Source organism: Streptococcus sp. 1453, assembly GCF_013276955.1.
In the GTDB taxonomy this organism is placed as follows: Bacteria; Bacillota; Bacilli; order Lactobacillales; family Streptococcaceae; genus Streptococcus.
Genome location: NZ_VMLZ01000006.1, coordinates 147772 through 160494 on the forward strand (window position 1 = coordinate 147772; position 12723 = coordinate 160494).

Consider the following 12723-nt stretch of genomic DNA (forward strand, 5'->3'; position numbering starts at 1 on the left):
ATAAATGGAAAAATACAACAATTGGAAACGAAAATTTTATGCAATATGGGCAGGGCAAGCAGTATCATTAATCACTAGTGCCATCCTGCAAATGGCGATTATTTTTTACCTTACAGAAAAAACAGGATCTGCGATGGTCTTGTCTATGGCTTCATTAGTAGGTTTTTTACCCTATGCGATTTTGGGACCTGCCATTGGTGTGCTAGTGGATCGTCATGATAGGAAGAAGATAATGATTGGTGCCGATTTAATTATCGCAGCAGCTGGTGCAGTGCTTGCTATTGTTGCATTCTGTATGGAGCTACCTGTCTGGATGATTATGATAGTATTGTTTATCCGTAGCATTGGAACAGCTTTTCATACCCCAGCACTCAATGCGGTTACACCACTTTTAGTACCAGAAGAACAGCTAACGAAATGCGCAGGCTATAGTCAGTCTTTGCAGTCTATAAGCTATATTGTTAGTCCGGCAGTTGCAGCACTCTTATACTCCGTTTGGGATTTAAATGCTATTATTGCCATCGACGTATTGGGTGCTGTGATTGCATCTATTACGGTAGCAATTGTACGTATACCTAAGCTGGGTAATCAAGTGCAAAGTTTAGAACCAAATTTCATAAGGGAGATGAAAGAAGGAGTTGTGGTTCTGAGACAAAACAAAGGATTGTTTGCCTTATTACTCTTAGGAACACTATATACTTTTGTTTATATGCCAATCAATGCACTATTTCCTTTAATAAGCATGGAACACTTTAATGGAACGCCTGTGCATATTTCTATTACGGAAATTTCCTTTGCATTTGGGATGCTAGCAGGAGGCTTATTATTAGGAAGATTAGGGGGCTTCGAAAAGCATGTATTACTAATAACAAGTTCATTTTTTATAATGGGGACCAGTTTAGCCGTTTCGGGAATACTTCCTCCAAATGGATTTGTAATATTCGTAGTTTGCTGTGCAATAATGGGGCTTTCGGTGCCATTTTATAGCGGTGTGCAAACAGCTCTTTTTCAGGAGAAAATTAAGCCTGAATATTTAGGACGTGTATTTTCTTTGATCGGAAGTATCATGTCACTTGCTATGCCAATTGGGTTAATTCTTTCTGGATTCTTTGCTGATAAAATCGGTGTAAATCATTGGTTTTTACTATCAGGTATTTTAATTATTGGCATTGCTATAGTTTGCCAAATGATAACTGAGGTTAGAAAATTAGATTTAAAATAAACAATATTGGAGGAAATGTTATGGAATTAATATTAAAAGCAAAAGACATTCGTGTGGAATTCAAAGGACGCGATGTTTTAGATATAAATGAATTAGAAGTATATGATTATGACCGTATTGGTTTAGTAGGAGCAAATGGTGCTGGAAAAAGCACTTTACTCAGGGTACTTTTAGGAGAATTAACTCCCCCAGGATGTAAAATGAATCGTCTGGGTGAACTTGCCTATATTCCCCAGTTGGACGAAGTAACTCTGCAGGAGGAAAAAGATTTTGCACTTGTAGGCAAGCTAGGTGTTGAGCAATTAAATATACAGACTATGAGCGGTGGTGAAGAAACAAGGCTTAAAATAGCACAGGCCTTATTGGCACAGGTTCATGGTATTTTAGCGGATGAACCTACGAGCCATTTAGACCGTGAAGGAATTGATTTTCTAATAGGACAGCTAAAATATTTTACAGGTGCACTGTTAGTTATTAGCCATGACCGCTATTTTCTTGATGAAATAGTAGATAAAATATGGGAACTGAAAGATGGCAAAATCACTGAGTATTGGGGAAACTATTCTGATTATCTTCGTCAGAAAGAGGAAGAACGTAAGAGCCAAGCTGCAGAATACGAACAATTTATTGCGGAACGTGCCCGATTGGAAAGGGCTGCGGAGAAAAAGCGAAAACAGGCTCGTAAAATAGAACAGAAGGCAAAAGGTTCTTCAAAGAAAAAAAGTACTGAAGACGGAGGGCGTTTAGCTCATCAAAAATCAATAGGAAGTAAGGAAAAAAAGATGTATAATGCTGCTAAAACCCTAGAGCACAGGATTGCGGCCTTAGGAAAAGTAGAAGCTCCGGAAGGCATTCGCAGAATTCGTTTCAGGCAAAGTAAAGCATTGGAGCTCCATAATCCATACCCTATAGTCGGTGCAGAAATTAATAAAGTATTTGGGGATAAGGCTCTGTTTGAAAATGCATCTTTTCAAATTCCGTTAGGAGCAAAAGTGGCGTTAACTGGTGGTAATGGAATCGGAAAAACAACTTTAATCCAAATGATCTTAAACCATGAAGAAGGAATTTCTATTTCGCCTAAGGCAAAAATAGGTTACTTTGCACAGAATGGTTACAAGTACAACAGTAATCAGAATGTTATGGAGTTTATGCAGAAGGATTGTGACTACAATATATCAGAAATTCGTTCAGTGCTAGCATCTATGGGGTTCAAACAGAACGATATTGGAAAAAGTTTATCTGTTTTAAGCGGTGGAGAAATTATAAAATTGTTGCTTGCTAAAATGCTCATGGGTAGATATAACATCCTAATAATGGATGAACCCAGTAACTTCCTTGACATACCAAGTTTAGAGGCTTTGGAAATACTAATGAAGGAGTACACCGGAACTATCGTGTTTATCACCCACGATAAACGATTACTCGAAAATGTAGCAGATGTAGTTTATGAAATTAGAGATAAGAAAATAAATCTGAAACATTAAATTTAAGGTAGTCGCTGGTCAGTATAGTCTGTTCTGGTTGGCGACTCCATTGTTAAAGAGTATAAAGACTTTAGATTTTATGAATATTAAAAATAGGAACAGTCAATTGAACTGCTCCTATTTTTCTGCTAAATATATTGTAGTTTTCTTATATGTATAATGATAGATTAGCGGATTCTCATCTACGGTACTTACTTCAAATATGAAGAAGTGATCGCGGTTATCTCTGGACTTTTCCTTATTGAGGACAAAGTAATTCTTACGTGAAGTCGCCATTGTTTTTAGGATATCATCAGTTAGGAAGGTCAATGGAATATTCATGTTAGAGTAGCGGTAGAAGTCACGTTCAAAATCTTGGTAGCTCTCGCTATAATAGTCCATTTGTAGGTGATTACGCTGAAACTCAAGCTGATTCATAGAGCACCTCCTCGACAAGTTCAATACTAATAATGTCTTTTAATTTCAAATTGATGTGACCTGTTGTAGTTTTTATCAAAATGAAATCTTTGGTCAGACTTGGTATTGTTCCAGTGTAGGAAACACGCTTGTTTTTTTCAATCACTTGAATGCGTGTGCGTAGCTGCCCGGCGTATACTTGACTGAGGAGTAATAATTTCTTCTCTAGTGATAAGTCAGACATGTACGTTACTTTGTTTGTATCATCAGAGAGTGCTGATGCATGTTCAGATAGGAAAAAGCCCATCCATTTTTGCATCTTTGTATCCTGGTACTCTCTTGCTGATTGAAATGGTAAATATGAACGGTCAATCATATCAAATCCTTTCTATGCAGAGGCAAGGGTATTTTTATCAAATTGAATCGTAAAACCTTGAATTCCCCCACCTGTGTAACATTCTTTAAAGCGATTGATTACCTCAGTATAGATTATCACAGATGAGCTTGTTGGCTTAATGCTAAATGTAAATTCCAATGGTAATCGGTTTTCAGATTTAGCATGTACTAGTCGTATCGATATTTCAGTTGTTTTGAGTTTTCTCTGACGAAGTTTTGAAGTTGCTGTTTCAACGATTCCATGTAAAAATCTTTCAAGCATTTCAATATCATTACATCCTTTGCTACGGATTTCTGAAAATTGTACTGTATTTTTTTCTTGTTTCATTTTAATCCCTCCAATCCACCCGCGGAATGACCACCGATAAGTTTACTGCGTTCAATATTTCTGGAACCTTCAGTTAGGACGGTTCCTTTTTGTATGGCTAAAAAACCAAACTGTTCTCTGACAACATCAATAGCTGTCTGAAGTCTATTATCTTTTTCAATTTGTTCTACATCATCAAAGAGTGATAGTAGAGTATAGCTTTCATCTACGAAGCCACTATAAGATACACCAATTTGTCTCACTGCACCAGAGGTGTATTTTTTCGGAATAATACAAGTACATGACTCACCATTGTTTTGGGGAGATTTGCGGGTTCAATTTTATTCTGAGCATTTATAGATTTTTTCATCTCAGTCCTAGAATAGCCAATATGAATAGAAACGACAGTAGTCAATACTAGGGCTACTGTTCCGTTCCACAGTATCATTTAAAAATCATTTTCACACCCTTTCGTCTATTAGTATAGAAGAAAGCTCTCAGCACATATTGAGGTAGTGGGATTGCTGGTGAAAGAAGGATAAACCCCACAGTTTCAGAGTTTAGAAAAGGCTTGATTTCAAGCCTTTTTGTCATTATCGAGAGGAGTATCAGTTTAATTGTTTGAAGTGAGGTAGTCGGAATAATAGCAGAATTATTTAAAATCTATTTCCAAATACACATGGGAGTCAAAATGGCAAAAATATAAAGGTGTCTGTGGGTGTATATTGCTCCCTTTTTTATTAGGAGTTTTTTTCTATATTTTTGGAGTAGTGATTTAAATATTGTTCATAAATACTTTTTTCTCCAAGTATTTCAAATACTTGGAGTGCTTGTTGCATTTTAGATTTTCCAGCATTAGCATCATGGTGAAATTCAAAATATCCTTGTGCGTAGAGAAATACAGTTTGTTCATAATAATTTAGTTCATTTTCTAGTAATTGTGATATTTCTTTTATTAGGTATTTACAATTTTCAAATTGTTCAATGTCAACGCTTGATATTAAGCAATTAATTGAGAGTTGCGTAACTAACTTTTTATTAGTTTTATTTAGAGAAGAGTAGATATAATTTTTTAACATTTCTTTTGTAAGTAAGAACAATGCTTCATATTTTATTGTTCGGGCACAATTTCCCAGAAGAATAATTTCATAATATCCCCACTTTTCAACTTTAAAAAGAAAGTCTGTTAATTGAAGGATTTCTTCTTCAGTTGGAGCGACATCATTATCTAGTGTGTGTATGATAGACTTTATCATTGTTTTTTCAAATGAATTTAAATTGTAATTTGAGGAATCAGAAAGTAAAGTTGAAATATTTTGGATATTTTGTAAAGAATACTCTTTTCTAATATACTGTATCAAGTTAGCAAACGATTCAGTTTTTGTATAATCATTATCATGTAAAATGAGAAATTCATCCAGAGATATATGTAATTTGTCCAAAATATTAATCAGTCGGATGCAAGATATCTCTGATTCGCCTCGCTCAAAACGAGAAATCTGTGATTTCGATAAATTATCATCAGCAATAGAGCACAAGCTGATTTGTTTCCCTTTACGAATTTTTCTAAGTGTTGTACCAAGTTTTGATTTCATATTTTTCCCACTTTCCCAACAAAATTTTAAATACTTTTTATTTATTATACAATAATTAAAAAGTAAAAGGAGGAATAATATGAAAAAAATATCAAAACTTATACCAATTTTGATATTGGTGATGGATATTATTATCATTGTTGGAGGATAAAATGCTTAGGTGTACACCTAAGTCTTTAGAATATCTAAAGACTTAGTATTAAGGAAGATATTTATAAATGATAGTCAGATTAATATTTGAATTGCCTTTGGTAATAAATCACAAATTATTATATTTAAAATAAGAATTTCCCTGCATCAGCGAACTCGTTTATATTTTATTGTTTGCAGTTTCGAGATTTAAATATTTTATTTATACGACTCATGAATCTATTATAATTGAGGTAGAAATTTTATGAAAATAGTTTTACTTGTAATTGATGCGTTAGGGCTGAAAAATGAACAGTCATTCGGAACATTAAACAGGATTTTAAAGTATAGTAGTGCAAATAATTTTTTCTCAACCTTTAATATTTGTAATAAAGAATTGAAAAAACAAGAAATAAATAACATTAATGTAAATAGTACTTATATCACTCCTTCAACTAGAATTCCAGATTCATATTTAGGACATTCTGAGATGATTGATGCAAGAATCGAAGTACAAGAAGTTTTCATTACGGAATCTTTGTGTGAAAAATTATCATTTTTATCAAAATATGGAGAAGTGAGATTAGACAATGGAATCATTTTAGTAGGAGATAAATTTGTCATTGGGAATAATGGGGAGTGTCAACCTGGCTTGAATTTAAACATTCTCTGGTTAACTAAACCAAATATAGGAGAAAAAGAAATGGACAAATTAGCTCAAAATTTGTTAAACGTTTCTAATTGTACTAGGGTGATACAAATGTGGGGAAATGAGGTAACTTTAGAAGAAGTATACAATAAAGCAATTAAGGAAAGAAATTACTTGGGCAAAACATATGAATTTCTCTGTATACCACCACTTAATATTTATAATGAAAAATATCAGGTGAAGCACTTTGGTAAGGAAGCAACTAATAGAAACTTGTTGGAAACATTGGCCGAGTCAGGAATCAATATTCAATTAATTGGAAAAGTTGGGAAAATGTTTACACTGAATTGGAATAATGTAAAGATAAACTATTCAGGAGCGGACACTCAAAAAACCATAAACGAATTGATTGAACATATCTCGAATCAAGATAATAATTGTTTTATTTTTTGTAATATTCAGGAAATTGATTTAGCTGGCCATGAACAAAATATTGAAAAATCTGTTAAAGTGTTAAGGATAATTTCGGATAATTTAATGAAAATAGTCAATGAGGTTGAAGAAGATGATATTATAATAATTACAGCTGATCATGGAAATGATCCAATGGATGGAAGCACATTTCATTCATATGAAGATGTACCACTAATTATTTTATCTAAAAAGAATATGTGTTTTAATCGCGATTTTGGTATAAGTCTGAGAGAAATCGCTTATTCAATTGAGAGGCTTTTTGGATTAAAAAGTACTGGGAAGGAGCTATTTTATAGTGAAAATTAATAGTAAGACTGCGGTTACATTTGGAAGATTCAATTACTTTTCAAAAGGTCATATATATTTCTTTGAAGAGATACTAAAAAAATGGGAAAAATTAGTGATTGTCTGTTTAGAGAACTCTACTAGTGATGAACGGTTAGACACCTCAGATGATTTGCTTCTTAATGTTTTTTACAAAGAATGTGATGCAAATTTTGAAAAGACTTTGCTTCCAATCACAACGAGATTGGAAGCGATAAATATTTTTGCAAAAAAATATCCAAATAGGGTAACGGTGACTCAAGGTGGAAGACCAGAAAACAGTCCAAACGATTTTAATAGATGTTTTCCCGTAAGTCAATTTGATCTGGTATTTAGTAAGGATTATAGCAAGTACTTTGATCTTTTAAGATTTGAAGCGTTCGAAAAAATTTTAGAGAGAAAGGTAATTGCGATACATCCTTCGAAATATATACATAATACAGAAATTGCTAGACTGTCTGATAAAAAGGATATGTTTTGGCCTGAGGTTTGGAACTACTATAAAAAGAAAGGTATCAGAGTATAAATCAATGTTTTTTGAAAATAGGGATGATATACATATATTCGAGAGGATAGTTAGTCAATTAAAAAATCATACTATTTTGCCAAGTAGTAATTTAGTTAGAAATGATGAAAGTTATTTTACATTTAGTCCATTTCAAGATACTGAGCAATTCTTTATAAAAAAATCACTAAATAGTGGAATAAAAAAACAGTTTTGTGTACGTTATATCAATAAACTAGACTTAACAAATCCATTATGCCTAAATAGCCAATTGACCATTACGATTCAAAATTATAATCGAATAAATCAAGTAAGTGAAATGGAAAAAATCATAAAGATAATTTCAAAAATTATCAATAAAAGTTTGATTATAGAGGTACCTGTATCGATAAAAGAATATTTTCATAACTTTAACGGTTCTATACGATATACCTCTGATGTTAAAAAAGCTTCTTTACCTGACGTTGAAGGAGAGCATTATTATCTAAGATTATATACAGATTATTATGATGAAAAAATTGTTGTTGGAAATTTTTTACTGGTTGATTTCAATAAAGAAACTAACATTTCACAATTAGATAGTATTTTTTTTCAAGAACGTATAGGAATGATTCAAGAAAATGTAGAATATATTTTTCAGCGGAAAAAATATCACTATTGTTATCAATTATTAAAGAGTAAACAATTAGAAGAAATCAATATTCATCGCTTATTAAATGATTTTATAACTATATCTACCTTATTTGAGAACAATATTTTACCTACTGCAAAGGGGATTGGTAGTGAGTTGTCTCGGAAAATAAAAGATTTATTCATTTATTCCAAATATTATTGTAATCTTTCCAGTGATGAATTGATTTATTTTTATAATGAATTTTTAAAATATTTTAAAATAGCTAAGCACTCGGAAAGATTATTTAGTGATAAAATAAATAAAATTAAAGTTGGTTTAAAAAACAATATCAATAGTATCAAAAATATGAATTCTCTTGATTGGGAATATTACCATAATACATATGGGATTCCGAAAGAATACTTTGGAATCATGGATCAGATTTCAATAACAGATTATAATTTTAGGAGAGCATAATGGATTATATAAAAAAAATAAGAAAAAAGGTCGGTAAGGATAAAATTTTTTTAAACTTTACTAGTGGAATACTGCATAATTCTGGGAAAATACTTTTACAAAGAAGAGCAGATAGAGGAACATGGGGATTACCTGGAGGTGCTATTGAATTAGGAGAATCAGCTGCAGAAGCGTTGGTGAGAGAATTTTATGAAGAGACGGGAATTAAAGTTATACCTGTGAAACTTCAAAATGTTTATACAAAATATACTGATTCATATCCGAACGGTGATGAAGCACAAGTTATTACTATTTTGTATTTAGTTAATGCCGTAAATGATTTTATTGACCATAACTTTAACAATGATGAAACCCTAGAATTAGCTTTTTTTGATTATGATGAAATTCAAAATCTAAAAATTGTCAATCAACAACATGAAGATATGATTAAGGATTTTTACGAAAAAGATACTCCGGTAGAAAGGTAATTTTTCATAATCGGAAAATAATATCCAATTCCTTTAGTAACTACAAAATATTTACCTGCTTTATAAAAGTGTTAAAACTAATAATTCAATAGAAAGTTAAAATTGATGAAAAATATACTTATCTTACATCCATATAGAGAAAACTATACAGATATACTCAGTTGTCTTCCTACTAATCATCACTTCACCTTACTAATTGATGAGTCAAAGAGAGAGTCGTTTAGAGTTAAATTACCCAAAAATGTTAAATTGGCTGGTGTTGCTGGAGACCAGAATACACGTAGAGAAAAGGCAGAAAAATTACTTAAATCAGAGTCTTTTGATGCGATTATACCTTTAGATGAATTTGATATCCTATTAGCGGCAGAACTGAGAGAAAAATTTCATATTGGAGGTCAAAAAGTAGATGAAGCGATTATTTTTCGTGATAAAAATGTAATGACAAAAAGAGTTAAAGAGTTAGGAGTTAGAATTCCTGAATCACAAAAAATAGATTGTTTTTCTGAACTTCAATATTTTTTTGATAGACATCAAGATATTATTTTAAAACCATTAAGTGGTGCAGGGTCTGTGGACACTTTCCGTGTTCAAACAATTAATGATTTGGTTAAACTAAAGGAAAGTTTATTTAATCAAGGGGAACAAATACTTGTTCAAGAGTATATTGAGAGTGATATTTATCATATTGATGGTTTTGTGAGCAATGGTGAAATTATCTATTGTGAGCCTTCTAAGTATCTTTATAATCCATTGTTAATCAAACAAGGAGGCTCAGCAGCAGCTGTTTCGTTAGATAAGGACAGCACTGGCTATAAGGAACTAGTAGGTTATGCTATTTTTTTATCAAGTAAATTGGATTTACAAGGGACATACTTATTTCATTTAGAAGTCTTTTATGATTTGAAGGATATTATTTTTCTGGAAATTGCCTGCAGAATCGGAGGCGCACGTATTAGGCAAAATTTAGAATATAAATTTGGTTGCAATCCTCTTAAGCTGCTGATTTATAGTATCAGCGGAGAAATATTACCTGAACTTCCCAAAGAATTTCCAAATACAGGTTGGCTTCTAACCGCAAAACGAGCAGGAACTATTAAAGAATTACCAACTATAACTAATGAGATAAAACAACAGTTTTCTATTTTTGATTATATCGAGTACGTGAAGGTGGGACAAAATTTGAATAGTGCCTTTCATAGCGCAGATGCAGTAATTGGATTATCACTATACGGTAAAGACTTTAAGAAAACTGAACAAGCGCTCCTATCTATTGAAAAGTGGCTACTGCAACATACGAGGTATAACTAATGAAGTTTTTTATTTATCGTTATCATCCATCTGGTATCGGAATTAAACCAGATATTAATTTGTCAATAATATGTCCCGAACATTTAAAAAATGTATACCTAGAGCAGTCATTTTTAGAGGAAAATATCTTTACTTTAGAGAACTTTGATTTTTCTGAATTACTAACTTTTTTTGATAACCGAGATAGCATTTCTGATATTTTTACACTTGATGAAGGATTAATGCATATTGTAGGTATTTTAAAATCTATTTTTACCAATACTAAAGATGCATGGAAAATAAATTTTGCGTATAAAGATAAAAAATTAATGAGACAAATGTTAGCCGGAAAAGTCTTGCAACCAACTCTACTTAATCCAATATCAGTGTTACCTGAGGAGTTTATGATTAAACTTCGTAGTGAAGCATCTGGGAAGGGAGTTCGTAAAGTTTCTCAAGTACCGAATTACTACACTAGTAAGGATTATTTACTCGAAACAGTTGAGCAGTTCGATGCGATGTTTACTTGTGATGGAATTGCAGTAAATGGAAAAATAGCTTATTTCTTCACCCATGAGTATGTTGGAAATATTTTAGATATTAAAGATAGCTTCTTTAATGTCATAAAAACAAATTCGAAATATAGTGACACTTCCTTTATTAAGAGATTGAAGGAAGAGACGCAGACAGTTTTGTATAACTTAGGGACTGAAGCTGTCCATCCCTTTCATGCAGAATTTTTTTATCATTCTGAAAGTGATCGATTGAGCTTTTGTGAAATTGGGAAACGGTTTGGAGGCGGAAATATTCCTTTATTGATTAAGCTGGCTTTTCAATTTGATATCCTTGAAACTTATTGGCGCTTAAAAAACGATATTTCATATCATCCAAAATGTTTAAATCAACCAAAGCGTTTTGCGTCAACATTAGCAGTTTTTCAAAATGGCAAGAGACAAGAACCTCCAGTTTTACCAGTAAAATATGACTACTTCAGAGAATATCCCGAAAAATTAGGGGAAAAAGCTACTTCATTAGAGGATTTGAGATACTTAATTACATTTTCAGCTGATATTAAAGAGGATTTTGAGCAAGTTTTTGAGAGTTTAAAGGAATATTTATATGAACAAAGAAAATAAAAATATCTTGCTGATGTTAGTTCAAGGTCAAACCACAAATTTCGGAAATATTATCTTTGATTATGCTAACAAGGTATTAATTGCGAACTTGGCAACAAAATCGTCTTTTTTTATGATGTTGTACCAATCCAGTGAATCAATTATTCAATTGCTTCTAAATTTATTTGCAGGTCATTTTGCAGATTTTAACGAACGGAAAAAAACTCTTATAATCACAGATTTAATTGCTGGCATCGTTACCTTTTTATTATTCTTATTTTATAATCCACAAAACATTTGGACTTTTATTGCTGTTAATATCATACTTGCCATTTTATTTAGTTTTAATAGACCTACATATAAGGCAATTGTTAGAGATTTATTATCGCAAGAGGGAATTTATAGATATAACTCTTTATCCAAAATCTTATCAGAGGTTGTTGCAGTCTCAGCACCATTGTTATCTGTTTTTGTTATACAGCAGTTCGGTTTTAAATATGGAATGCTAATCAATTCATTGTCTTTTTTTGTCTCAGCATTCTGCGAGTCTCATTTCCAAACTATATTTCGTAGCGAAACAAAAAAGGTCAATTTATTTAAAGGAATTAGAGAAGGTTTTAACTATGTTGTTTCTGATAAATCTCTATTAGTGATTTTAGTTGCTAGTGCTTTTTTAAATTTTTTGGATGCCATTTATGCATTCTATCTACCATTTACTTCTTCTTTTTCCGGGTTTGATCATATCTATGCTTTTATCCTTATTGCTCAGTCGTTTGGTAGTATTGTTGGTGCCTTGCTTGCTGGATTATATAAAAAGCAACTGGGGCCAAAGGAGTTCTTTCACCTATTATTACCAGCTTCCATAGCGCTACTATTGCTAGGATTTTTTCATTCTTCACAGATTGTTGTATTATTACTCTTTGGTTCGTTTACATTTTGTGTGACGGTATTTAATATCAATCTAATGTCATATCTACAAATATCAGTTGATTCAGAATTTTTAGGACGAGTGTTTAGTATCATTTTTATGATAAGCGGTCTATTTATTCCATTTGGTAGCTTTGTCGCAGCAGCTCTTGATATGAAAAGTTGGTCACTCTTTCAATATATAGGAATTGGTCAGCTATTTATTTATTTCATTGGATTTATGATTTTTATGATGACAAAATGTAATGATGAAGATAAGATATAGTAAAAGTCGTTATTAACTTTTAAAAAATATAAATAAGAATGGTAGAGCATACTCCACCATTCTTATTTATATTTTTCAATTCGAGGAAAGT

General features: G+C 32.0%; 15 protein-coding genes. 10 read left to right on the top strand and 5 right to left on the bottom strand.

Annotated elements, in window-relative coordinates:
- Positions 1 to 4 precede the first annotated feature (4 nt).
- Both mef(A) and msr(D) read left to right on the top strand, forming a co-directional pair.
- Positions 5 to 1222 carry a macrolide efflux MFS transporter Mef(A) gene (mef(A), locus tag HW098_RS06240; protein WP_000417519.1) on the top strand — a complete coding sequence of 406 codons (1218 nt, stop codon included), beginning with the start codon at positions 5 to 7 and terminating at the stop codon, positions 1220 to 1222.
- Between the two features lie 20 nt (positions 1223 to 1242).
- Complete coding sequence (gene msr(D) / locus HW098_RS06245) at positions 1243 to 2706, top strand: ABC-F type ribosomal protection protein Msr(D) (RefSeq protein ID WP_176139587.1); 1464 nt, start codon at positions 1243 to 1245, stop codon at positions 2704 to 2706.
- A 117-nt stretch (positions 2707 to 2823) separates the two neighbouring features.
- Here the strand turns inward: msr(D) and HW098_RS06250 are convergent, their stop codons facing one another.
- From HW098_RS06250 to HW098_RS06270, 5 genes are all read right to left on the bottom strand, one after another.
- Positions 2824 to 3123, bottom strand: coding sequence for a DUF5960 family protein (locus HW098_RS06250; protein ID WP_001072467.1), 300 nt, complete (start codon positions 3121 to 3123; stop codon positions 2824 to 2826).
- On the bottom strand, positions 3110 to 3478 hold the full coding sequence (locus HW098_RS06255; RefSeq protein WP_000567222.1) for a hypothetical protein: 369 nt from the start codon (positions 3476 to 3478) through the stop codon (positions 3110 to 3112). Before HW098_RS06255 ends, HW098_RS06250 begins: the two co-directional genes overlap by 14 nt.
- 12 nt (positions 3479 to 3490) lie before the next feature.
- On the bottom strand, positions 3491 to 3826 hold the full coding sequence (locus HW098_RS06260; RefSeq protein ID WP_000806926.1) for a hypothetical protein: 336 nt from the start codon (positions 3824 to 3826) through the stop codon (positions 3491 to 3493).
- A complete protein-coding gene (locus HW098_RS06265) occupies positions 3823 to 4068 on the bottom strand; it encodes a hypothetical protein (protein WP_001813542.1) in 246 nt (81 codons plus the stop codon). Before HW098_RS06265 ends, HW098_RS06260 begins: the two co-directional genes overlap by 4 nt.
- A 477-nt stretch (positions 4069 to 4545) precedes the next feature.
- Complete coding sequence (locus HW098_RS06270) at positions 4546 to 5400, bottom strand: Rgg/GadR/MutR family transcriptional regulator (RefSeq protein ID WP_084925416.1); 855 nt, start codon at positions 5398 to 5400, stop codon at positions 4546 to 4548.
- Between the two features lie 79 nt (positions 5401 to 5479).
- Between HW098_RS06270 and HW098_RS06275 the strand changes: the two genes are divergently transcribed.
- The 8 genes from HW098_RS06275 to HW098_RS06310 all read left to right on the top strand — a co-directional run bounded on the left by HW098_RS06275 (position 5480) and on the right by HW098_RS06310 (position 12632).
- Positions 5480 to 5551, top strand: a complete 72-nt coding sequence (locus HW098_RS06275; RefSeq protein ID WP_142358420.1) for an SHP2/SHP3 family peptide pheromone — start codon at positions 5480 to 5482, stop codon at positions 5549 to 5551.
- Between the two features lie 243 nt (positions 5552 to 5794).
- Positions 5795 to 6958, top strand: a complete 1164-nt coding sequence (locus HW098_RS06280) for a hypothetical protein (RefSeq protein WP_084925397.1) — start codon at positions 5795 to 5797, stop codon at positions 6956 to 6958.
- Positions 6948 to 7502: a hypothetical protein gene (locus tag HW098_RS06285; protein ID WP_084925395.1), complete on the top strand. Its 555-nt coding sequence runs from the start codon at positions 6948 to 6950 to the stop codon at positions 7500 to 7502. The genes HW098_RS06280 and HW098_RS06285 overlap by 11 nt, the downstream gene beginning before the upstream one ends.
- A gap of 4 nt (positions 7503 to 7506) precedes the next feature.
- Positions 7507 to 8571: a hypothetical protein gene (locus HW098_RS06290; RefSeq protein ID WP_084925393.1), complete on the top strand. Its 1065-nt coding sequence runs from the start codon at positions 7507 to 7509 to the stop codon at positions 8569 to 8571.
- Positions 8571 to 9038, top strand: coding sequence for an NUDIX domain-containing protein (locus HW098_RS06295; protein WP_084925390.1), 468 nt, complete (start codon positions 8571 to 8573; stop codon positions 9036 to 9038). The genes HW098_RS06290 and HW098_RS06295 overlap by 1 nt, the downstream gene beginning before the upstream one ends.
- 105 nt (positions 9039 to 9143) lie before the next feature.
- On the top strand, positions 9144 to 10346 hold the full coding sequence (locus HW098_RS06300; protein ID WP_084925389.1) for a Nikkomycin biosynthesis domain protein: 1203 nt from the start codon (positions 9144 to 9146) through the stop codon (positions 10344 to 10346).
- Positions 10346 to 11461 carry a biotin carboxylase gene (locus HW098_RS06305; RefSeq protein WP_084925387.1) on the top strand — a complete coding sequence of 372 codons (1116 nt, stop codon included), beginning with the start codon at positions 10346 to 10348 and terminating at the stop codon, positions 11459 to 11461. Before HW098_RS06300 ends, HW098_RS06305 begins: the two co-directional genes overlap by 1 nt.
- Positions 11445 to 12632 carry an MFS transporter gene (locus HW098_RS06310; protein WP_084925385.1) on the top strand — a complete coding sequence of 396 codons (1188 nt, stop codon included), beginning with the start codon at positions 11445 to 11447 and terminating at the stop codon, positions 12630 to 12632. Before HW098_RS06305 ends, HW098_RS06310 begins: the two co-directional genes overlap by 17 nt.
- Positions 12633 to 12723: the final 91 nt, after the last annotated feature.